Source organism: Mesorhizobium sp. WSM3864, from assembly GCF_002294955.1.
In the GTDB taxonomy this organism is placed as follows: domain Bacteria; phylum Pseudomonadota; class Alphaproteobacteria; order Rhizobiales; family Rhizobiaceae; genus Mesorhizobium.
Window position 1 is genome coordinate 29,230 of the sequence record NZ_NSGD01000015.1, and the last position, 20,170, is coordinate 49,399.

Consider the following 20,170-nt stretch of genomic DNA (forward strand, 5'->3'; position numbering starts at 1 on the left):
GCTCCCCTCTTCACCCGCGACCGGCGCGGGCAACCTCAAAATCAGCGGGATTATGGCCCTTGGGAAAGGTTTCGCCAGAGACGGATTTGGCGCATGCTGGCTTGGCTCTGAAATTTTCGTCCGCTGGACCAGTTATATTCGGTCTGCGGTCGCGACTATCTGGTAGGACCAGACTAAGCCGTACGCGGCCTCAAGCCAAGTAGGAGAGGGCGGGATCAGGCGGATGCTGTCAACGCTGGCTGGAGCAGAACGGTCAAGATGGTGCAGATTTGGCCGCAAACGGCAGTTTCAGGATGTTTGACTGCTTGAGCGGCCGAGGAAATCAGGGAGGGAATGATGAACATCGCTCCGGGCAAAACCGAGGCCAGCGGCATCCCGTTCGACCAGGCCCGGGTGGACCGGCTGATGGAGGAGGCCGGCATCGATGTGCTTTTCGCCACCTCCAAGCACAACACGCAATATCTGCTCGGCGGCTACAAGTTCATCTTTTTCGCGGCGATGGACGCCATCGGCCATAGCCGCTACCTGCCGATCGTCCTCTATGAAAAAGGCGGGCCGGAGCATGCGGCCTATATCGGCAACAAGATGGAAGGCGGCGAGCACGAGAACCATCCGTTCTGGACACCGACATTGCATGCGGCCTGCTGGGGCACGCTCGACGCCGCCAATCTTGCCGTCGAGCATCTGCAGAAGATCGGCAAGGGTGCTGCCCGCATCGGCATCGAGCCTGCTTTCCTGCCCTCGGACGCTTACTCGCTGATCCGCAAGGCCTTGCCGGATGCAAAGCTGATCGATGCCACCGGCATGCTGGAGCGCATGCGCGCCGTCAAGACCGAGGCCGAACTGGAGAAGCTGCGCATCGCCTCGGAACTGATCACCGATTCGATGCTGGCGACGATCGCCTGGGCGCGCGAGGGCACGACCAAGACCGACATCATCGAGCAGTTACGGCGCGAGGAGACCAATCGCGGCGCGCATTTCGAATATTGTCTGCTGACACTGGGTGCCAGCCACAACCGTGCCGCCTCGAGCCAGGCGTGGAAGCAGGGCGAGGTGCTGTCGATCGATTCCGGCGGCAACTACCACGGCTATATCGGCGACCTCTGCCGCATGGGTATTCTTGGCGAGCCGGATGCCGAGCTCGAGGATCTGCTGTCCGAAGTCGAGTCGGTGCAGCAGGCCGCGTTCTCCAAGGTCAAAGCCGGCACGCTCGGCGGCGACATGATTGCGCATGCCGAGAGCGTGCTGAAAGCCTCGAAGGTCGCGGCCTTCACGGATTTCTTCGCTCACGGCATGGGGCTGATCACGCATGAAGCGCCGTTTTTGATGACCAACCATCCGGTCACCTATGAAGGCACCTATGCGGCCAAGCCGCTGGAAAAGAACATGGTGCTTTCGGTCGAGACCACCATGCTCCACCCGACGCGCGGCTTCATCAAGCTCGAGGATACCGTGGCGGTGACCGACACAGGCTATGAGATGTTCGGCGATCGCGGGCGTGGGTGGAACAGGGGTGGGGTGGCCTAGAGCGCGCTCGGGAAACCAATCACTCCGAATGACCGAGTTCAAACCTCGGGGCGGCTTCTGCGGATTGATGGGAAACAAGCTTCGTCGTGCGCGCCCGCCGTCCTGGGTGTATCTTGCTGACTTGAGTTGTGGCCCGGCGCCTCCTACCAGACCGATTACGTCGGGCCGGTAGCAGGAGGAAGTTATGGCAGACGTAACATCAAGAAATCAGAACTCCGAGCTCATTCGGCGGGGTTACGCCGCCTTCAACTCCGGAGACATGGACACGCTTGCGCAAATCATCGACGAGAAATGCACGTGGCACAGCCCGGGAAGGAATCCGATCGCCGGGGACTACAAAGGCCGTGAGGCGACTTTTGCCCAGTTCGGCCGTTATGGCGGGCAAACCCTTGGCACCTTCAGGGCGAATCTTCTGCATGTCATGGAAAGTGAGGACGGACGTGTAGTCGGCGTCCATCGCAATACCGGGGAACGCAACGGCAAACAGCTTGATGTGCTCTGTTGCATCGTCTTCGACATCAGGGCCGGCAAGGTAGTCGATGGCCGGGAACACTTCTACGACCTCTACGCCTGGGATGCATTCTGGGCTTAGCCTGGAGGTGCTATTCGCGGCAACTCGCACGAGACTGTTCGCGATGCCTCCGAACACCTGTTCGGTGTAGCCGCCGTACATACCTGGAGAGGTGATTGCGAAGCAAACCGGTGGCGAATAACGCCCGCAAGCGATTTGCCATCAATTGCTTGCCTCTCGCGGCAGCAGCTTGAAATCCGGCAGGTCACGCAGCGCCAGCTCCGGGCCGGCCGGCGAATAGACGACGAAAAGCTGCATCGGCTGATCGCCCGTGTTGAGCGTCGAGTGGAAGCGGCTTTCCGGCACATAGATGGTGCAGCCGGGACCGACCTTGGCGACCACCGGATTGCCCTTCTCGTCCTCTACCATCTGTTCGCCATGGCCGGAAATCACGAAGATGATCTCCTCCGCGCCCGGGTGGTTGTGGCGGGTGTGCCCCTTGCCGGGCGGCAGGTCGACGACGCCGCCGGAGAAGCGCTCCGCGCCGTTCACCTCCGGCGCGACCGTGAGCGCCAGCTTGCCCCAGTCGAAGCCGAAGGCGCTGACCTCCTTCGGATAAACGAACACCTTGCTCTTGTCGGCCATTGCCTCATCCCTTGCTAGTTGCTGGCATTTTCGCTTTGCCGATTGCCGCTGCCTTGAAATCCGCCGTCTGCCTGGCGATCGCCGCCTCGGCCGGCAGCCGTTCCATCGAGCTTGCGCCGTAGAAGCCGTGCAATCCTTCGCAGCGCTCGAGGATGTAGCGCGCGTCATCCGGCATGGAGATCGGCCCGCCATGGCAAAGCAGGATGACGTCCTTGCGCACCGAGCGCGCGGCGTCGGCAATGGCATCGATCTCCTCGACGCAGGCATCCAGCGACTTCGCCGAGGTCGCGCCGATCGAGCCGCCTGTGGTCACGCCCATATGGGCTACGACCACGTCGGCGCCCGCCTTGGTCATGGCGCGCGCCTCGTCGGAGTTGAAGACGTAAGGCGTGGTGAGCAGGTCGAGCTTGTGCGCCTCGGCGATCATGTCGACCTCGAGGCCAAAACCCATGCCGGTCTCCTCGAAACTCTGCCGCATGGTGCCGTCGAAGAGGCCGATGGTCGGAAAATTCTGCACGCCGGAAAAGCCCATCGTCTTCAGTTCGGCGAGAAACAGCGGCATGATGACGAAGGGGTCGGTTCCGTTGACGCCGGCCAGCACCGGCGTCTTCTTTACCACCGGCAGCACCTCATAGGCCATTTCCTTGACGATCTCGTTGGCATTGCCATAGGCGAGCAGGCCGGCGGCCGAGCCGCGCCCGGCCATGCGGTAACGGCCGGAATTGTAGATGATGATGAGATCGATGCCGCCGGCTTCCTCGGCCTTGGCCGACAGGCCGGTACCGGCACCGCCGCCGACGATCGGAACGCCATCGGCGATCATCTTGCGGAACCTTTCCAGTATGGTTTTGCGCGGGATGGCGGCCATGTTTGTCGGATCTCACTTCTTGGCGATGTCGAGGAAAGCCTCGGCCGCGGCCTTGGCGAATGCAGGATCGTTGATGTGCAGCGGCAGGCGCGTCACGATACGGTTCCCGGTCGGCTTGATGGTGTGCTCGATGGCCTCGAACAGCGCCGCATCGGCTTGCGGATCGAAGAAGGCGCCGCCTTCGACATCGAGCGCCGACACGCCTTTTTCCGGGATCAGGAAGCGCACCGGGCCGTCGCAACGGGCGAGGCGGCCGCCGATCCATTCGCCGATCCGGCGGCTCTCCTCGGCGGTAGTGCGCATCAGCGTGACATTCGGATTATGCTCATAGAACAGCCGCCCGCGATATTTGTCGGGGATAGTCGGCGGCGCCCAGAAGTTCACCATGTCGAGCGCGCCGACCGAGCCGACATAGGGCAGTTTCGTGCGAGCAATGGCGCCGAAGCGATCCTCCGTCGCCGGCAGCACGCCGTCGAACAGCAAATCGCAGACCTCGGTTGTGGTGATATCAAGGACGCCGGCGAGCAGGCCGCTATCGGCAAGCTTCTCCATCGAGCGGCCACCTGTGCCGGTCGCATGGAAGACCATGCAGTCATAGTCGGCGCGCAAGCGCTCGACGATTGCCGTGACACAGGGCGTGGTGACGCCAAACATGGTCAAGCCGAGCGCCGGCTTGCCGGCAGTTGACGGGGCCGGCCTCGCCGCCATGCCGGCGATCGCCTGGGCGGCGTTGTGCAGGACGACGCGCGACAGACGATTGAGGCCGGCCATGTCGGTTACCGACGGCATCATGACGATGTCGGAGACATCGACGTAAGGCTCGGTATCGCCGGAGGCCAGCGTCGAGACCATGATCTTCGGTAGGCCGAGCGGTAGGGCGCGCATGCCGGCGGTGACAATCGATGTGCCGCCGCCGCCGCCAATGCCGATCACGCCGGCGACGTCGTCGCGCGATTGGATGAAGCGGATAAAGGCGACACCCATGCCGGCAACGGCGAGTCCGCGGTCGTCAGTGCCGAGCACGGCGCCGGCTCCATCGGGATGATGCGCGGCGACCTCGCTGGCCGCGACATCCACCGGGACGGTCGCGCCGCGTGTGCCGATATCGACGCGGACGACCGAGCCGCCGCCGGCGGCGACGGCGTCGGCCAGGAAGGCAAGCTCCTCACCCTTGGTGTCGGCGGTGCCGACCACATAGATACGCTTCATTCGCCTTTCCCCGTCGTCTCCTCGGTTAGCCGGCCTGCTCGGCGGTGCGGCCTGCCGCTTCGGGCCCGGCGCTTGGTCCGGCCATTGCAATTTTTTGAGACGCGCGTATCGTATTGATATGGATGTCTCACGTCAACAAGCCGCTTCCGATGACGCCGAGCAGCTGAGAGCCGGGAAGGGGGCCCGCGCCCGTACCAGGCGGCTGATGCTGGAAACGGCGACGCGGCTGATGCAGTCCGGCGCGACGCCTTCGGTCAGCGAGGTTGCAGAGGCTGCGGAAGTGTCGCGCGCGACCGCCTATCGCTACTTTCCGAGCCAGGCCGCGCTGGTGCAGGCGGTCGTCGACGAGGGGCTCGGACCGATCCTGACCTGGAAATCGAATTCGAAAGATCCGGAACAGCGGGTCGCCGAACTCTTCGCCTCCGCCATGCCGCGCATCGAGGCTTTCGAGGCGACGTTCAAGGCGGCGCTCAAGCTTTCGCTCGACCAGTGGGCGAGACAGCAGGCTGGCACGCTAGGCGCCGAACCGGCTTTCAAGCGCGGCCATCGGATCGACCTCCTGAAGGACGCGATCGCTCCGCTCAAGGGTCAGCTCAAGCCGCGCCAGTTCAAGCGTCTTGCCCAGGCGCTGTCGATGATGTTCGGTGTCGAGGTGCTGATCGTGCTGAAGGATATGTGGCGGCTGGACAGCCGTGACATGATGGCGGTCGCCGAGTGGGCGGCGGGCGCGCTGGTGCGCGCGGCGGTGGCGGAATCAGGAGCGAAGGCGACTGGAGGTTCGGCATCAGCTGAAATAGACATGTCCTGAATCTGGTTCGACCAGATTGGAGAGGATACCAACAACAATGACTGCAATACATCGCTGGAGACAAGGTCTCCGCATATCAAGGAGTACGAAAAATTATAGAAAACAGAGGGATATCGCGTTGAGCGGCTTGTGGAGCCGTTTTGGACTGCACAAGAAAGAACTTGACGTCCCTCTTGAATTGGTAATACCAGATCAGGACGCGTAAAGCGGAGCGAAGGTGAAGGTTGCGATCGATTTTTCGGGCCGGGCGAGGAGGCCCAAACCGGAAAATGCCGTCACAGGAGGAACTGCCAGGGCCGACCGCTATGCCGGCCCGCATGACAAGGTAGAAGGCGCACAAGGGAGGAAAACTATGCGCAAGATAGTGACCAGCGTGATCGCTGGTATCGGGCTGGCGCTTGCCTGCGGGACATCCGTCCGCGCGCAAGACAAGGAACTCACCATCTTTTGGGCGGAATGGGATCCGGCGAACTATCTGCAGGAACTCGTCAACGACTACACGGCCGAGACGGGCGTGAAAGTCACGGTGCAGACCACGCCCTGGCCTGATTTCCAGACCAAGGCCTTCACCGAGTTCAACGCGCATGGCGACGCCTACGACATGGTGGTCGGCGACTCGCAATGGCTGGGCGCCGGCTCGACGCAGGGCCACTATGTGGATCTGACCGACTTCTTCAACAAGCATAAGCTTGGCGATGTGATGGCGCCCGCCACCATCAAATATTATGCCGAGTACCCGGGCGGTTCCGGCAAGTACTGGGCGATCCCGCTGGAAGGCGATGCGATCGGCTGGTCTTACCGCAAGGACTGGTTCGAGGACCCGAAGGAGAAGGAAGCCTTCAAGGCGAAGTACGGCTACGACCTCGATGTTCCGAAGACCTATGCGCAGCTGCGCGACATCGCCGAGTTCTTCCATCGTCCGGACCAGAAGCGCTACGGCGTCGCGATCTACACCGACAACTCGTATGACGCGATGGCGATGGGCGTCGAAAGCGCGATCTTCAGCTATGGCGGCGATCTCGGCGACTACGCGACCTACAAGGTCGACGGCATCACCAATTCCAAGGAGGCCGTCGCCGGCCTCGAAATGTACAAGGAACTCTACAAGTTCACGCCTCCCGGCTGGGGCAAGACGTTCTTCGTGGAGGACAACCAAGCCATCACTGGCGGGCTCGCCGCGATGAGCATGAACTTCTTCGCCTTCTTCCCGCCGCTGGTGAACAAAGCCACCAACCCCTATGCCGACGTGACCGGCTTCTTCGCCAACCCGGCCGGTCCGGACGGCAAGCGCTTCGCCGCTCTCGGCGGCCAGGGCATCTCCGTCGTCTCGTACTCGAAGAACAAGGACGAGGCGATGAAATTCCTTGAGTGGTTCATCAAGGACGAGACCCAGAAGAAGTGGGCCGAGCTCGGCGGCTATACCTGCAGCCAGGCCGTGCTGAAGTCGGAGGCCTTCCAGAACGCTACGCCGTATAACAAGGCCTTCTACGACACGATGTTCATGGTCAAGGACTTCTGGGCAACGCCTGAATATGCCGAAGTGCTCGATCAGCTGAACCAGAATATCTATCCGTTCGTGGTCGGCGGCAAGGGCACCGCCCAGGAAGCGCTCGACAAGACCGCCGCCGACTGGAAGGCGACGTTCACCAAATACAACCGCTACAAGTAGGCGTCACAGTCAGAATGCCGGAGGAGGGTTTCCCCTCCGGCATTCCTGTTTTCAGGGAGAACGACCGTTGGCTTCGGTAGCCCTTACCAATCTTGATCCAGCATCCAGGGCCGCCGCGCGAGGCTGGTCGGATCTGACCATCCGCAACATGTTCATCATCCCGACGCTGGTTTTCCTGATCGTCTTCAACATTTTTCCGCTGATCTATTCGCTCGGCTATTCCTTCACCAACTTCGCCGCGAACCGCAGCGAGCCCTGGCAGTTCGTCGGCCTGCAGAATTACCGCGAGCTGCTCAGCGACGATCACATCTGGTCGAACTTCGTCATCACCGCGAAATATGTGATCGTGTCGGTGGCCGGGCAGATGATCGTAGGCTTCGGCCTCGCGCTTCTGCTCAACCGCAGCTTTCCGATGAAGGGCCTGATCACGACCTTGCTGTTGCTGCCGATGATGATGTCGGCGGCGGTCGTTGGCCTGTTCTGGCAGCTGCTCTACAGCCCGTCCTGGGGCCCGATCAACTACGTCTTCGGCCTCGGCGACTTCGCCTGGCTCTCCAATCCCGACAGCGCCCTCTACGCGGTCGCGATCACCGACATCTGGATGTGGTCGCCCTTCGTCATGCTGCTGTCGCTCGCCGGCCTGTCGGCGGTGCCGCAGCACCTCTACGAAGCCGCCGCGATCGACCGCGCCAGCTGGTGGTACACCTTCACCCGCATCACGTTGCCGCTGGTCTCGCCGATCCTTTTGATCGCGCTGATCTTCCGCACCATGGAAGCCTTCAAGACCTTCGACATCGCCTACACGATGACGACTCAGCCGACCGCCGAGCTGATCGCGATCCGGCTCTACAAGCAGGCCTTCCAGCAGTGGGACACCGGCAAATCCTGCGCGCTCGCCTACATCGTGCTGATCATGGTGCTGGCCATCACCAACCTCTACGTGAAGTATCTCAACAAGGTGAAGGAGCGCTGAGATGGCCGCTGTCCGCACTTCTTCCGAGGTCGCGCTCAACCGTGTCGCCATCGCCGCGGTGCTGATCGCCACGCTGGTCTTCCTCGCACCGATCTATTGGATCGCCTCGACGGCATTCAAGCCGAAGGAGCTCGCCGTCAGCGTGCCGCCAACCGTGCTGTTCGAGCCCGAGGTGACGCCGTTCGTGCGGCTCTTCACCAAGCGCGTGCAGATGCAGAAGACCGTCGACCCGCAAGTCTACGAAGCCGCGCCCTGGTGGGAAAAGCGCATCTACGACGGCGGCGAGCGGGTACTGAAGGTCGGCAAGGACGTGCAGCTTTCGCAATATCCCGACCGGTTCATGAACAGCCTGATCGTGGCGGTGGTCAGCACCGTTCTCGCCGTCGGCATGGGAACCTTCACCGCCTACGGCTTCTCGCGTTTCAAGATTACCGGCGAGGCGGACCTTCTGTTCTTCATCCTCTCGACGCGCATGCTGCCGCCGGTGGTCGTCGCCATCCCGATGTTCCTGATGTACCGGGCAGTTGGCCTCAACGACTCCCATATCGGCCTGATCATCCTCTACGTCGCCTTCAATCTGTCCTTCTCGGTCTGGCTGATGAAGGGCTTCATGGATGAGATCCCGAAAGAGTATGAGGAGGCAGCACTTGTCGACGGCTATACGCGCATGCAGGCCTTCTTCAAGATCGTTCTGCCCGAGGCCGCAACCGGCATCGCCGCCACCGCCGTGTTCTGCTTCATCACCGCCTGGAACGAGTACGCTTTCGCGTTGATCATGACCAACCGGCGCGCCCAGACGGCGCCGCCCTTCATCCCATCGCAGATCGGCTCCGGCCTGCCGGACTGGACCACGATCGCGGCGGGCACGTTCCTGTTCCTGCTGCCGGTTGCGATCTTCACCTTCCTGCTGCGCAACCACCTGCTTCGCGGCGTGACTTTCGGAGCGATCCGCAAATGAGTTTTCGCGCCGTCAACGAGAAGTACTTTTTGCCGGCATCGCAGATCCTCATGGTGCTCGGCATCGTCGCGCTCTGCCAGCCATGGAGCCTCAGCCTGCATTCCTATGGGGTGACGATCATCCTGATCGGGCTGATCGGCTTCAACATCACGTCGAAAATCGCACCGGAGCAGAGAGAGGAAACCGGCGCCGTGACGCATGAGGGGGCCGGGCAGTGACGCAGATCGAACTTCGCGGCATCGAGAAATTCTTTGGTGCGGTCCAGGTCATCCATAATCTGAACCTCGCCATCGCCGACAACGAGTTCATCGTGCTGCTTGGACAGTCGGGCTGCGGCAAGACGACGACGCTGCGCGCGATTGCCGGGCTCGAGACGATCGATCAGGGCGACATCCTGATCGACGGCAAGGCGGTGCAGCATCTGAAAGCTGCAGACCGCGACATCGCCATGGTGTTCCAGTCCTTCTCGCTCTATCCGCATATGACGGTGTTCGAGAACATCGCCTTTCCGTTGCGGGCCACGCGGATGAGCAGCAGTGAAGTCGACACCTCGGTGCGCGAGATCGCAAGGGTGTTGCGGATCACCGACCTGCTCGACAAGCGGCCGTCTGCGCTTTCGGGCGGAGACATGCAACGCGTGGCGATCGGCCGCGCGCTGGTGCGGCGGCCGAAGGCGATGCTGATGGATGAGCCGATCGGCGCGCTGGACGCCAAGCTGCGCGAGGAAATGCGGGCCGAGATCAAGCGGCTGCACATCAAGCAGGGATCGACCACGATTTATGTCACCCACGACCAGATCGAGGCGATGAGTCTGGCCGACCGCATCGTCATCATGCACGAGGGCTTCATCCAGCAGGTCGGCACGCCGGACGAGGTCTACTCGCATCCGGCAAACCTGTTCGTGGCGCAATTCGTCGGCAGCCCGGTGATGAACATCGCCGAGGCGAGCGTCGCCGATCAGGCCGGCGCCGCCTCCGTCACCGTCGGCGGTGCGCCGACGGGTTTCGAGTTCCCGCGCGAGCTCCTCTCCAGGCTCAACGGGCATTCCAATGGTGGCTTGACGCTCGGCATCCGTCCGGAAGGCGTGCTCGTCCGGCATGATGCCGCTCCCGGCTACGTGCCGGTCGAAGCGCAGATCATCGAGCCGCTCGGCTCCTTCGACATTGTCGACCTCAAGGTCGGCTCCAAGATGCTGCGCGCCCGCACCAAGGCCGGCTACGTGTCGGGTCCGGGCGAGAAGGTTCATGCCCGCATCGACCCCGAGCAGGCGCATTTCTTCGACACGGCAAGCGGCAAGTCGCTGGGAGTAAGGCTGTAATGGCCCATATCGAACTGAAGAACATCACCAAGAAGTTCGGCGGCCATACCGCGCTGACGGGTCTCAACCTCAATATCGCCGATGGCGAGTTCTTCGTGCTTTTGGGCGAAACCGGCGCCGGCAAGACGACGACGCTCCGGATGATCGCCGGCCTCGAGAAACCGACCGCGGGCCAGGTCTTCATCGACGGCGTCGACGTCGCCGACTGGAGCGCGGCCGAGCGCGACGTGGCCTTGGTGCTGCAGCAATATTCGCTCTATCCGCGCTACACGGTGCGGCAGAATCTCGAGTTTCCGCTGAGGCCAAAGATCCGCCGGCTGCCGGATGCCGAGATCAAGGACCGCGTCGCGCGCGCCGCCCGCACGCTGCGCATCGAGCACCTGCTCGACCGCAAGACCGACCGGCTCTCCGGTGGCGAGATGCAGCGCGTCTCGATCGGCCGCGCGATCGTGCGCAAACCACGCGTGTTCCTGATGGACGAGCCGCTGTCGGCGCTCGACGCCAAGCTACGCGAGGCGCTGCGCACGGAGTTGAAGAACCTGCAGATGCAGCTCGGTGCCACCTTCCTGTTCGTCACCCACGACCAGATCGAAGCGATGTCGATGGGCGACAAGGTCGGCGTGCTGAACCATGGCCGCATCGTTCAGACCGGCACGCCGCAGGAGATCTACAACAATCCGCGCGATACCTATGTCGCAAGCTTCGTCGGCTCGCCGCCGATGAACCTCATCGACGGCAAGCTGGTCGACGACCGCGCGGTGATGGCGCCGATGAGTTTCGAATTGCCGGTTGGCGGGGGCGCCAGGGCTTCTTGGGGGCTAAAGACGAGCGGCGCGAGCGACGGTCGCCCGCTCGTCTTCGGCATCCGTCCGGAGGACGTCTATCTGGAAGGCGGCGCGCCGGTCGAGGCTAAGGTCCACGACATCGAGAACCACGGCGTCGAGAAGATCGTGACGCTGAGGGTCGGCGACACGATGCTGAGAGCCACCGTGCCGGCGAGAACCGCCGTCGAGATCGAGCAGCCGGTCCGCTTTGCCTGGAACGCGGACAAGGTGGTGCTGTTCGATAAGGGCACCGGCGTCAGCTTGCGGCACGCCGGATAGCGGGCGGACCGGCCGAATGCTGTCGGCTTGCACTTACTTCGGCAGATAGGTCTCGTAGGGCGTGTCGTTGATCAGCAGGATCACGCATTCGGTGTCGGACAGGCAGGCATCGTCATGCATCTCGTTGGCTTTCTGGGTCCAGTAGGAGCCCGGCGGCAGCTCGACCCTGGTCGCCTCGCCGCCTTGGATCTGCCAATGCGCCCAGAGCCCCTTGATGACCACGGCGCGATAGTCGGCGGTGTGCGCGTGGACCGGCGCGCGCCAGTTGCCGGGAACTTTGAGCAGCGTGCCGGCCGCGCCCTCGGCTCGCGAGCCCCATAGCGGGCCGAGGCGCTGCGGCTGGTCCGGCGCTTCAACGACATAAGGGATCTTGTCGGCCGGCAGATAGCTGTCTTCAAGGCCGAATGCCTGCCCAGGAGAGATGGTGAGCGCGGCGAGCGCAAGTGCTGCGAGTTGGTTAGCCATGAGCGGTTCCTCCTGTGGCCAGCTTAGGCGCTTCCTGTCGGTGGAGAATGATGCGTCGTCCAAAAGACTTGGCAATTCCTCCAGCCTGGTAGCGACCTGAACGCCGGCTGTCAGGATTGCTCGCCGCCGCCGCCGTTGCGCAGATGGCTCGGCGCGACACCCATCACCCGCTTGAAGGCGCGGCTGAAGGAAGCTTCCGAATCGTAGCCCAGTTTCGCCGCCACCACCGACACCCGCATCCCGTCGCGGGCGAGCCATTGCCGCGCCTGATGCATGCGCACGCGCAGCACATATTTGGCCGGCGTCTCGCCGACCACGGTGGCGAAGCGCTGCGCGAAGGCGGAGCGAGACGCGCCCATCAATCGGGCCAGGCCCCCGACCGTCCAATCGCGGTCGGGCTGCAGATGAATAGCGGCGAGCACCTTGCCGACGTCAGGATTGCGCACCGCGGCGATCCATCCGGTCGCGTCGCCGCAGCCGTTCTCTACCCAGGAGCGGATGATTGTGGCGGCGAGCACGTCAGCCAGGCGGGCGAGAATGCCGCCGGAGCCGACACGGTCCATCGTCACCTCGCCGGCCATCGCATCGAGCAGATGCTGGATGCCGGGCGCGTTCGCCATCAGCTTATGCGCCTGCATCAGGTCGGGCATCATGTCGAGCAGCGGATGCGAGCCGTCGAGATTGAAATGCATGCTGCCGCAAAACAGCAAGGTCTTGCAGCCGTCGCAGCCGTTGGAGACGTCATAGATGTTCTGGCAGACCGGCTCGATCGTGTAGCGGCCGATCGGCACGGGCGGAACGCCCGGCGCGCTCGCCAGCACATGCTCGTCGCCACGCGGGATTAAGAGCGCGTCGCCGACCGAGAGCTCGATCCATTCCTTGGCCGGTGAGAACAGCCAGCAGCCCTGTTGGCCGATGAAATGGAACCGCGCCGCCCTCTGCGCGGGGAAGGAAACGGCCCACGGTTCGCCCAGCACGCAGCGGCCATAGTCGACGCCGTCGAGCCGCAATCCGCGCAGCATGTCGGTCAGCGGATCGCCGGACGCCGGGGATGTGGTTATGGACGAATTGTAATTCATTTCGGCGTTTCTAGCATGGAAACTCCAGCCCGTCACTCCCTATGTTGCACTGCAGCGTCGCGCGCCGGGCCTGTAACGGGTGGATCCCGAACTGGCGGTCTTGCAAATGGCGCCGCAAAACAGAACGGAGATTTTCCCATGACCGAACCCGCCACAGGCGTCATCGACGCCGCCGTTCTCGATAGAACCGAAGCCGAGGAGCGAAGCGAGCCGGTATGGGGCGCGGTGGTCTCGCTGGCGCTCGGCGTGTTTGGCTTGGTGACCGCCGAATTTCTGCCCGCCAGCCTGCTGACGCGGCTGGCGCAGGATCTCGGCGTCAGCGAAGGCGCCGCCGGCCAGGCCGTGACGGCGACGGCCGTCGTCGGCGCGATCGCAGCACCCACGATGGCCATCGTCACCAAGCGGCTGGACCGCAGGCTGGTCATGTGGCTGCTCACCGTGCTTCTGATCGTCTCCAACTTGCTTGCCGCCTTCGCCTCCTCGCTCACGATGCTGCTTCTGGCCCGCGTGGTGCTGGGCGTCGCGCTCGGCGGCTTCTGGTCGATGTCGGCCGCCATGGCGATGCGGCTGGTGCCGATGCGGCTGATGCCGCGCGCCATGTCGATCATCCTGACTGGCGTATCGGTGGCGACCGTCACCGCGGCGCCGGTCGGCGCCTATGTCGGCGACATCTGGGGCTGGCGTACGGCCTTCATGATCGCGGCGGTCGTCGGCGCGCTGACGCTGCTCGTACAGCTTGCCACCATCCCCAGCCTGCCGCCGACGGCCGTGGCGAGCTTTCGCACGCTGATCGAGGTACTGAAGCGGCGGACGATCCGCATCGCCCTGCTGGTCGTGCTGCTCGTCGCCTCGGGACAGTTTGCCGGCTTCACCTATGTGCGGCCATTCCTGGAGACGGTGCCGGTCATGCCGATCGAGACCATCTCGCTGGTGCTGCTCGCCTATGGCATCGGCGGCTTCTTCGGCAATTTCGCCGGCGCCTTCCTGGCCGAGCGCAATCTGAAGTTTGCGGTCGGATTGGCGCCGCTGCTGATCGCGCTGTCGGCGCTTGCCATGCTCACCATCGGCGCTTCACCGGTGATTGCAGCGATCGCAGTTGCAGCATGGGGCTTTGCCTTCGGCGCGGTGCCGGTCGGGCTGCAGACTTGGCTGGTGCGCGCCGCTCCCGACCAGGCCGAGAGCGCCGGCGGCCTGATGGTCGCGACGTTCCAGGTGGCGATCGCGCTGGGCGCAGTCTTCGGCGGCCTGCTGGTCGACCATGCCGGCGTCGCCAGCGCATTCGGCTACGGTGCCATGGCAACGCTGCTCGCGGCGCTGGTGACTTTCGCCGTCGGGCCGAAACAGGTTGATTAACCTTGGGCCGACAAGCCAGCCGGTACGGCCGGCTTGTCGGCAGAGCGATGCAGTCTGGACTAAGCCGAGCGGCCGTCGAACTCGAATACCTCGATGGCGGCGTGATCGATGCCGTCGAGGCAATTGATGTTGATGTAGGCGCTGCGCTCGCTGCCTTGACTGACATCCTCGGCGAAGGGATGGATGCCGCAAGTCCGGCAGAAGCGATGCGCGATCAAGCCCTTGCCGAAGGTGTATTTGCCGAGGTCGTCGCCCCAGGCAACCAGGCGCATGCTGGCGTGCGGCACGGCCCAAAGCAGCGCCCCCTTGCGCGCGCAGATCGAGCAGTTGCAGCGCACGGCGCCGCCGAGCTCGCCTGCGACCTCGAAAGCCACCTTGCCGCAGTGGCAACTGCCTTTGTACAGCATCAGTCTCTTTCCTATCGCTGGCAGGTGCAAAGGCACCCTTGCCGGGTTATCCATCCGCTAGCCAAATCGGCTGCCTTAAAAGACGTTGCATCCTTGCGGAGTCCGACATCGACATGCAATCCGTGCGCGACCGTCTCGAAATCGTCCTGTCACGTCTTGCCAATCGCGCGGCTGACGAAAAGGTCTACGTCAAGCTATATACCCAAGCGGCGCTCGCCGCAGCGGATGCAGCCGACGCGCGGCAAAGAGCCGGCGTCTGCCTCGGGCCGCTCGATGGCGTCGTCGTGTCGATCAAGGATCTGTTCGATGTCGCCGGCGAGCCGACCCGGGCAGGCTCGCTGATGCTCGCCGGTGCTCAGCCCGCCGCGCAGGACGCGGCGATCGTACGCCGGCTGCGCCAGGCGGGCGCGGTGATCCTCGGCAAGACCAACATGACCGAATTCGCCTTCACCGCGATCGGCGACAACCTGCACTACGGCACACCGGGCAATGCGGCGGATGCCAGCCTGATCCCGGGCGGTTCTTCATCCGGCGCCGGCGTTGCGGTAGGCGAAGGCAGCAGCCAGATCTCGATCGGCTCGGACACGGGCGGCTCGGTGCGCATTCCGGCCTCGCTCAACGGCGTCGTCGGCTTCAAGCCGACGGCCCGGCGCGTGTCCTTGGACGGCGCGTTTCCCTTGTCGGCGACACTGGATTCGATCGGTCCGCTCGCCCGCAGCGTCGCTGATTGCGCGGTTGCCGACGCGATCATGGCGGGGGAGGAGCCGGTTCCCCTCCAGCCGATCCCGCTCGCCGGTCTGCGCATCGGCGTTCCGCGCGGCCGGCTGTTCGACGACACGCTAGCCGAGGTCGCCGCGGCCTTTGAGGCCTGCACCGGCCAAATGGAGCGGGCAGGCGCACGCGTCGCCGATCTGTCGATCGATGACCTTATCGGCGGGATGCGCGCGGCGACCGTGCGCGCCTCGATCGCGTCGATGGAGGGTGCGGAGGTGCATGCCGACTGGCTGGCGACCGGCGCCTCGGTGCCCGTGGACCCACATGTCAGCGGGCCTTTGTCGCGCGCGCTGACGGTTCCCGCTTCCGCCTATATCAGGACAATCCGCCGCCGGGCGGAACTGGTCGCGGCCATGGCGGAACGGCTGCAAGCGGTCGACGCGCTTGCTCTGCCGACCGTGCCGATGGTCGCGCCGTCGATCGCGGCGATGGCCGGCGACGAAGCGCTACGCGGCAGGACGGAAGGCTTGCTCCTGCGCAACACGCAGGTCGCCAACCACTTCGATCTCTGTGCAATCTCGCTGCCGATGCCGGGCACGAAGCTGCCGGCTGGGCTGATGCTGGTGGCGAGGCATGGGCACGACCGACGTCTGCTCGGAATTGCTGCCGCGGTGGAGGCTTTGCTGAGCGGTTGAGGTGGTGCAGCGGCGCAATCAGTCGGCAGGAAAGCGCCGACGGTAACGCTCGATCACTTCCGGATTCCGCAGGTTGACCGGCAGCTTGTCGGCAAGCACCAGCAAGGCCTCGTTCGCCGCGCCGACGCCCATGCGCATCATCGATTCCTCGGTGATGCCGGCCATATGCGGAGTGATGATGACGTTGTCGAAGCTGAAATAGGGGTGGCTCGGCGGCAGCGGCTGGGTCGCAAAGACGTCGAGCGCCGCACCGCCGATGCGGCCTCTTCGCAGCGCTTCGATCAGCGCCTCGTCATCGACCACCGGCCCGCGCGAGACATTGATCAACAGCGCATTGGGCTTCATGCGGGCGATGCGCTCGCGGCTGATCAGGCCGCGCGTCTCCTCGGTCAGCGGGCAGCAGAGCACGATGATCTCGCTCTGCTCGACCAGCGCGTCTATCGACAGGAAGCCGACGCGCTCGGGCGCCGGGCGCAGGCTACGCGTCGTCGCCACGACATTGAGGTCGAAGCCGTGCGCGGCGATGTGGCCGACGGCCTGGCCGACGGCGCCGAGGCCGACGATGCCGATCGTCTTGCCGGCGAGCTCGCTGGTCGAATTGGCATGCTCGCGCCCGGCGAGCCAGCCCCTGGCGCGCAGGTCGCGATCCATCATGCGGAAGCGCCTGAGCAGCGCCAGCGCCGTGAACATTACATGTTCGGCCACCGAGCGGGCATTGACGGCCGGCACGTTCGCCACCAGCACGCCGGCGGCGGTGGCCGCCTCGACCGGGATCATGTCCAGTCCCGCGCCATGGCGGATTGCGGCGCGCAACAGGGACGCGCCTGCGAACAGCTCCGGCGGCAGCGGCGCTCGGACGATGACGATGTCTGCGTCTTTCGCCTCGGCAGCCAGTGTTTTTGCATCGAGCGCGGAGGCGACGACCAGCCGGCCGGCTCCCGCCAGCATGCTTGTCGCGCGCGGATGTAGCGGATGCGTCGACAGGATCTTGCGCATGAAGCTCAGGCCCTTTCGAGCGCCGCGCTTTTCGGCTCGGTCCAGCGACCTCCGATGATCCCCTTCCAGTAGCTCTCGGCGCCTTGCAGGTGCGCACTCATCAGCGCCTGGGCGAGGTTGCCGTCGCGGCGCAACAGCGCCTCGTAGATCTGGATGTGTTCGGCATGCGAGCGCATGCTGCGCTCCAGATCGTTGAAATAGATCGGCAGGCGCTGCTCGCCCATCAGGTAGTAGACGCTGCAGATGTTGTGAAAGACGCCGTTCTTGGTCGCTCGCACGATCTCGAGGTGGAACTCGCGGTCTTCCTTGGCGAGGCCTTCGCCGGCGGCGATGCGCTCCTCGGAAGCCTTCAGGATCTCGCGCAGCCGCTCGAAATTCTCCTCGGTGGCGCGTGAGCAGGCAAGCTCGGCCGCCTTGATCTCGTGGATCTTGCGCAGCTCGACGGTCTCGTAGATCTGCACCGGATCGAGCGGCAGGCCCGCGCGGGCGAAAAGCGCTAACGCTTCCACGCTTGCCTGTTTGGTATCGATATAGATGCCGGACTTGGCGCGGCGCTCGACGATGCGCATCGCTTCGAGGATGGCAAGCGCCTCGCGGATCTGGCCGCGGCTGACGGCGAAATGCTCCGCCAGCTCGCGCTCCGACGGCGTGCGGCCCGACTCCTTGTCCGAGTTGGAGAACAGATAGGCGGCGAGTTCCGCAAGAAGGTTCTTTTCTTTCATCGTCAAATGCGTAGCGCGTGGGCCTCCAGGAATCGCTCCGAAACGGTGAAACCCAATCCGGGCTTTTCAGGGATCGCTATCATACCGTCCTTTGCTTCGACAGTCTCCTCGACGAGATCGTGGATCATCGGATTGGCGCCCAGCGAATACTCGACGATGAAGGTCGCGGGGGAAGCCGCGCAGACATGCAGTCCGGCGAAGAAGCAGGGCGCGCCGGCCCACAGATGCGGCGCGAAGCGCAGGTTAAAGGCGCTGGCGATGGTGCCGATCTTCATCGCCTCGCTGATGCCGCCGCAGAAGGCGGGATCAGGCTGGAAGATGTCGGCCGATTTCAACACGGCCAGGTCGCGGAAGGCGTAGCGCGTCGCCTCGCTCTCGCCGGTGGCGATCGGGGTCGAACCGGACGCGCGCACCTCGGCCATACCGGACTTGTCGTCGGCGATCACCGGCTCCTCGAACCAGGCCAGATCGAGATCGGCGGTGAGGCTGATGAAGCGCTTGGCCTCGGCGACGGTGTAGGTGCCGTGCGCGTCCACCATAAGTTCGACATCGGGACCGATCGCTTCCCTGGCGGCGCGGACGCGCGCGGCCGAGATATGCGGCGTGCCGTCCATGGCGCCGATGCGCATCTTCAGCGCCTTGAAGCCGCCTTTGGCGATATAGGATTTGAGCTGGTCGCCGATGGTATCGGCTGGCGCCCAGCCGCCCGAGGCATAGGCCTGCATGCGCTCGACCTTGCGGCCGCCGAGCAGCCGCCAGACCGGCTGCCCCAGCGACTTGCCGAGGATGTCCCAAAGCGCGATGTCGACGGCGCTGATCGCCGCCACGCTCATGCCGCGCCGCGCCAGCTGGGGCATGGCATGGCCGGCATGGGCCGCCGTGTGGTGTCGCACGCCGTTGTAGAGCATCTCCCAGATGATGCCGATATCGGCCGGATCACGGCCGATGAGCTGCGGCGCAATTTCGTGGTTCAGCATGTGGACCAGCGCGCCATAGCTGCCGGCGCTGCCGGCGGCGTTCTTGCCCTCGCCCCAGCCGACCAGGCCGTCGTCGGTCTCGACGCGCAGGATGGCGGCGTCGAACGTCGTCACCTGACCGAAGTCGCTGCGATGCTGCTTTGCGACTTCGATCGGTATGCGAACCCACCAGGCCTGGACGCTTTTTATACGCATCTTGATCCCCGGACCCGCCGCCCGGCCAGGACGGTAGGGCTAAGCTCCAATCGGACCCTCTACTTGATCAGCGGCAGCAGCGTTTCGGCGGTGATGCGCATCTGATCGGTGTAGAACTTCTCGGTGAGCACGCTGGAGCCGTGATCCTGGATGAATTTGAGCTGCTCGGGCGAGATGTCGACCGGGTTGCGCTCCACCATCTCCGGATAAGGGGCGGCCGGCGTGCGGTCGACCGGCGCGACGAACTCGTTGGTCAGCGCGCCGTCATAGCCGATCTCCTTCAGCGTGCCGACGATCTTCGGCCAGTCGATCTGGCCGAGACCCGCGGCAAAGCGGTTGTTGTCGGCGACATGGAAGTCGTAGAGGCGCTTGCCGACCTGGCGGATGGCGTCATAGACGTTAAATTCCTCCATATGGATGTGGTATGCGTCGAGGCAGACGCCGCATTCCGGGCTCACCGCATCCGCGAGCGCGAGCGCCTGGGCACCACGATTGAAGAGGTAGGTCTCGAAACGGTTGAGCGGCTCGACGGCGATCTTGACGCCGACCTTCTTGGCATGCGCGAAGCATTCGCGCGTGGCGTCCACCACCCAGCCCCACTCTTCCGCCTCGGTGCCGTCGGGCACCACCCTGCCGACGGTGGCGGGAACCAGCGTGATGATCTCGCCGTCAAGCTCGCTCACCATGGTCAGCACGTCCTTGACATATTGTACCGATCGCTCGCGCTGGCCCTGGTTCTTGGCGGCAAGGTTGCGTTCGCCCAGCATCAGCGTCACCGAACCCCAGCAACGTATGCCGTGCTCCTTCAGGAGCGCGCGCGTTTCCTTGGTCTTGTACTGCTCGGGCTCGCCGGAAATCTCGATCGACTCATAGCCGAACTTCTTGATGCGCTTCAGCGTCACCTCCAGCGGCTCCGCCCGCATCCAGTTGTGCGTCGAAAGGTGCATGGTCTATCCTTCCCAGAATTCGCCTGTCACG

At 64.0% G+C, this 20,170-nt stretch carries 21 protein-coding genes; 11 read left to right on the forward strand and 10 right to left on the reverse strand.

Annotated elements, in window-relative coordinates; genetic code table 11:
• Nucleotides 1-336 precede the first annotated feature (336 nt).
• Entirely contained in the window at nucleotides 337-1,527 is a 1,191-nt protein-coding gene (locus CK215_RS24050) for a Xaa-Pro peptidase family protein (RefSeq protein WP_095832452.1), read from the forward strand.
• 184 nt (nucleotides 1,528-1,711) lie between these two features.
• Nucleotides 1,712-2,119 carry a nuclear transport factor 2 family protein gene (locus tag CK215_RS24055; protein ID WP_067318995.1) on the forward strand — a complete coding sequence of 136 codons (408 nt, stop codon included), beginning with the start codon at nucleotides 1,712-1,714 and terminating at the stop codon, nucleotides 2,117-2,119.
• A gap of 141 nt (nucleotides 2,120-2,260) precedes the next feature.
• On the opposite strand, the gene CK215_RS24060 is transcribed toward CK215_RS24055, so the two are convergent.
• The 3 genes from CK215_RS24060 to CK215_RS24070 are packed head-to-tail and all read right to left on the reverse strand — an operon-like array spanning nucleotide 2,261 to nucleotide 4,760.
• Nucleotides 2,261-2,683 carry a cupin domain-containing protein gene (locus CK215_RS24060; protein ID WP_095780071.1) on the reverse strand — a complete coding sequence of 141 codons (423 nt, stop codon included), beginning with the start codon at nucleotides 2,681-2,683 and terminating at the stop codon, nucleotides 2,261-2,263.
• 4 nt (nucleotides 2,684-2,687) lie between these two features.
• A complete protein-coding gene (locus CK215_RS24065) occupies nucleotides 2,688-3,551 on the reverse strand; it encodes a phosphoenolpyruvate hydrolase family protein (RefSeq protein ID WP_095832410.1) in 864 nt (287 codons plus the stop codon).
• A 12-nt stretch (nucleotides 3,552-3,563) separates the two neighbouring features.
• The gene (locus tag CK215_RS24070) at nucleotides 3,564-4,760 is read right to left on the reverse strand and encodes a Tm-1-like ATP-binding domain-containing protein (protein ID WP_095832411.1); all 1,197 of its coding nucleotides are present in this window, start codon (nucleotides 4,758-4,760) and stop codon (nucleotides 3,564-3,566) included.
• Between the two features lie 118 nt (nucleotides 4,761-4,878).
• Here CK215_RS24070 and CK215_RS24075 point away from each other — a divergent pair, with 118 nt between their 5' ends.
• From CK215_RS24075 to CK215_RS24105, 7 genes are all read left to right on the forward strand, one after another.
• On the forward strand, nucleotides 4,879-5,568 hold the full coding sequence (locus CK215_RS24075; RefSeq protein WP_095832412.1) for a TetR/AcrR family transcriptional regulator: 690 nt from the start codon (nucleotides 4,879-4,881) through the stop codon (nucleotides 5,566-5,568).
• Between the two features lie 352 nt (nucleotides 5,569-5,920).
• The gene (locus tag CK215_RS24080) at nucleotides 5,921-7,237 is read left to right on the forward strand and encodes an extracellular solute-binding protein (protein WP_066989980.1); all 1,317 of its coding nucleotides are present in this window, start codon (nucleotides 5,921-5,923) and stop codon (nucleotides 7,235-7,237) included.
• Between the two features lie 67 nt (nucleotides 7,238-7,304).
• The gene (locus CK215_RS24085) at nucleotides 7,305-8,210 is read left to right on the forward strand and encodes a sugar ABC transporter permease (RefSeq protein ID WP_095780122.1); all 906 of its coding nucleotides are present in this window, start codon (nucleotides 7,305-7,307) and stop codon (nucleotides 8,208-8,210) included.
• 1 nt (nucleotide 8,211) lies between these two features.
• Nucleotides 8,212-9,168, forward strand: a complete 957-nt coding sequence (locus CK215_RS24090; protein WP_095832413.1) for a carbohydrate ABC transporter permease — start codon at nucleotides 8,212-8,214, stop codon at nucleotides 9,166-9,168.
• On the forward strand, nucleotides 9,165-9,386 hold the full coding sequence (locus tag CK215_RS24095) for a hypothetical protein (protein ID WP_095832414.1): 222 nt from the start codon (nucleotides 9,165-9,167) through the stop codon (nucleotides 9,384-9,386). The genes CK215_RS24090 and CK215_RS24095 overlap by 4 nt, the downstream gene beginning before the upstream one ends.
• On the forward strand, nucleotides 9,383-10,486 hold the full coding sequence (locus tag CK215_RS24100) for an ABC transporter ATP-binding protein (RefSeq protein ID WP_095832415.1): 1,104 nt from the start codon (nucleotides 9,383-9,385) through the stop codon (nucleotides 10,484-10,486). The genes CK215_RS24095 and CK215_RS24100 overlap by 4 nt, the downstream gene beginning before the upstream one ends.
• A complete protein-coding gene (locus CK215_RS24105; protein ID WP_095832416.1) occupies nucleotides 10,486-11,589 on the forward strand; it encodes an ABC transporter ATP-binding protein in 1,104 nt (367 codons plus the stop codon). Before CK215_RS24100 ends, CK215_RS24105 begins: the two co-directional genes overlap by 1 nt.
• Before the next feature lie 33 nt (nucleotides 11,590-11,622).
• Here CK215_RS24105 and CK215_RS24110 read toward each other — a convergent pair whose 3' ends face one another.
• Both CK215_RS24110 and CK215_RS24115 read right to left on the reverse strand, forming a co-directional pair.
• Complete coding sequence (locus CK215_RS24110; protein ID WP_095832453.1) at nucleotides 11,623-12,054, reverse strand: DUF4437 domain-containing protein; 432 nt, start codon at nucleotides 12,052-12,054, stop codon at nucleotides 11,623-11,625.
• 110 nt (nucleotides 12,055-12,164) lie between these two features.
• Complete coding sequence (locus CK215_RS24115; protein ID WP_095832417.1) at nucleotides 12,165-13,133, reverse strand: AraC family transcriptional regulator; 969 nt, start codon at nucleotides 13,131-13,133, stop codon at nucleotides 12,165-12,167.
• A 138-nt stretch (nucleotides 13,134-13,271) separates the two neighbouring features.
• Between CK215_RS24115 and CK215_RS24120 the strand changes: the two genes are divergently transcribed.
• A complete protein-coding gene (locus tag CK215_RS24120) occupies nucleotides 13,272-14,486 on the forward strand; it encodes an MFS transporter (protein WP_095832418.1) in 1,215 nt (404 codons plus the stop codon).
• Between the two features lie 59 nt (nucleotides 14,487-14,545).
• Here CK215_RS24120 and CK215_RS24125 read toward each other — a convergent pair whose 3' ends face one another.
• Nucleotides 14,546-14,893 (reverse strand): GFA family protein, encoded by a 348-nt coding sequence (locus tag CK215_RS24125; RefSeq protein ID WP_067318968.1) that lies wholly within the window; start codon nucleotides 14,891-14,893, stop codon nucleotides 14,546-14,548.
• A 113-nt stretch (nucleotides 14,894-15,006) separates the two neighbouring features.
• Here CK215_RS24125 and CK215_RS24130 point away from each other — a divergent pair, with 113 nt between their 5' ends.
• A complete protein-coding gene (locus tag CK215_RS24130; protein WP_095832419.1) occupies nucleotides 15,007-16,302 on the forward strand; it encodes an amidase in 1,296 nt (431 codons plus the stop codon).
• Nucleotides 16,303-16,320: 18 nt separating this feature from the next.
• Here the strand turns inward: CK215_RS24130 and CK215_RS24135 are convergent, their stop codons facing one another.
• Genes CK215_RS24135 through CK215_RS24150 form a run of 4 tightly spaced genes read right to left on the reverse strand, consistent with a single transcriptional unit; the run spans nucleotide 16,321 to nucleotide 20,139 of the window.
• Nucleotides 16,321-17,298 carry a hydroxyacid dehydrogenase gene (locus CK215_RS24135; protein WP_095832420.1) on the reverse strand — a complete coding sequence of 326 codons (978 nt, stop codon included), beginning with the start codon at nucleotides 17,296-17,298 and terminating at the stop codon, nucleotides 16,321-16,323.
• A 5-nt stretch (nucleotides 17,299-17,303) separates the two neighbouring features.
• The gene (locus CK215_RS24140) at nucleotides 17,304-18,020 is read right to left on the reverse strand and encodes a FadR/GntR family transcriptional regulator (RefSeq protein ID WP_095832421.1); all 717 of its coding nucleotides are present in this window, start codon (nucleotides 18,018-18,020) and stop codon (nucleotides 17,304-17,306) included.
• 2 nt (nucleotides 18,021-18,022) lie between these two features.
• Nucleotides 18,023-19,192 carry a mandelate racemase/muconate lactonizing enzyme family protein gene (locus tag CK215_RS24145; RefSeq protein WP_095832422.1) on the reverse strand — a complete coding sequence of 390 codons (1,170 nt, stop codon included), beginning with the start codon at nucleotides 19,190-19,192 and terminating at the stop codon, nucleotides 18,023-18,025.
• Between the two features lie 59 nt (nucleotides 19,193-19,251).
• Entirely contained in the window at nucleotides 19,252-20,139 is an 888-nt protein-coding gene (locus tag CK215_RS24150) for a sugar phosphate isomerase/epimerase (protein WP_095832423.1), read from the reverse strand.
• Nucleotides 20,140-20,170: the final 31 nt, after the last annotated feature.

Coding starts and splice junctions, on each gene's coding strand:
- CK215_RS24050 (WP_095832452.1), top strand. CDS start 337: ATGAACATCGCTCCGGGCAAAACCGAGGCCAGCGGCATCCCGTTCGAC.
- CK215_RS24055 (WP_067318995.1), top strand. CDS start 1,712: ATGGCAGACGTAACATCAAGAAATCAGAACTCCGAGCTCATTCGGCGG.
- CK215_RS24060 (WP_095780071.1), bottom strand. CDS start 2,683: ATGGCCGACAAGAGCAAGGTGTTCGTTTATCCGAAGGAGGTCAGCGCC.
- CK215_RS24065 (WP_095832410.1), bottom strand. CDS start 3,551: ATGGCCGCCATCCCGCGCAAAACCATACTGGAAAGGTTCCGCAAGATG.
- CK215_RS24070 (WP_095832411.1), bottom strand. CDS start 4,760: ATGAAGCGTATCTATGTGGTCGGCACCGCCGACACCAAGGGTGAGGAG.
- CK215_RS24075 (WP_095832412.1), top strand. CDS start 4,879: ATGGATGTCTCACGTCAACAAGCCGCTTCCGATGACGCCGAGCAGCTG.
- CK215_RS24080 (WP_066989980.1), top strand. CDS start 5,921: ATGCGCAAGATAGTGACCAGCGTGATCGCTGGTATCGGGCTGGCGCTT.
- CK215_RS24090 (WP_095832413.1), top strand. CDS start 8,212: ATGGCCGCTGTCCGCACTTCTTCCGAGGTCGCGCTCAACCGTGTCGCC.
- CK215_RS24095 (WP_095832414.1), top strand. CDS start 9,165: ATGAGTTTTCGCGCCGTCAACGAGAAGTACTTTTTGCCGGCATCGCAG.
- CK215_RS24105 (WP_095832416.1), top strand. CDS start 10,486: ATGGCCCATATCGAACTGAAGAACATCACCAAGAAGTTCGGCGGCCAT.
- CK215_RS24110 (WP_095832453.1), bottom strand. CDS start 12,054: ATGGCTAACCAACTCGCAGCACTTGCGCTCGCCGCGCTCACCATCTCT.
- CK215_RS24115 (WP_095832417.1), bottom strand. CDS start 13,133: ATGAATTACAATTCGTCCATAACCACATCCCCGGCGTCCGGCGATCCG.
- CK215_RS24120 (WP_095832418.1), top strand. CDS start 13,272: ATGACCGAACCCGCCACAGGCGTCATCGACGCCGCCGTTCTCGATAGA.
- CK215_RS24125 (WP_067318968.1), bottom strand. CDS start 14,893: ATGCTGTACAAAGGCAGTTGCCACTGCGGCAAGGTGGCTTTCGAGGTC.
- CK215_RS24130 (WP_095832419.1), top strand. CDS start 15,007: ATGCAATCCGTGCGCGACCGTCTCGAAATCGTCCTGTCACGTCTTGCC.
- CK215_RS24135 (WP_095832420.1), bottom strand. CDS start 17,298: ATGCGCAAGATCCTGTCGACGCATCCGCTACATCCGCGCGCGACAAGC.
- CK215_RS24140 (WP_095832421.1), bottom strand. CDS start 18,020: ATGAAAGAAAAGAACCTTCTTGCGGAACTCGCCGCCTATCTGTTCTCC.
- CK215_RS24145 (WP_095832422.1), bottom strand. CDS start 19,192: ATGCGTATAAAAAGCGTCCAGGCCTGGTGGGTTCGCATACCGATCGAA.
- CK215_RS24150 (WP_095832423.1), bottom strand. CDS start 20,139: ATGCACCTTTCGACGCACAACTGGATGCGGGCGGAGCCGCTGGAGGTG.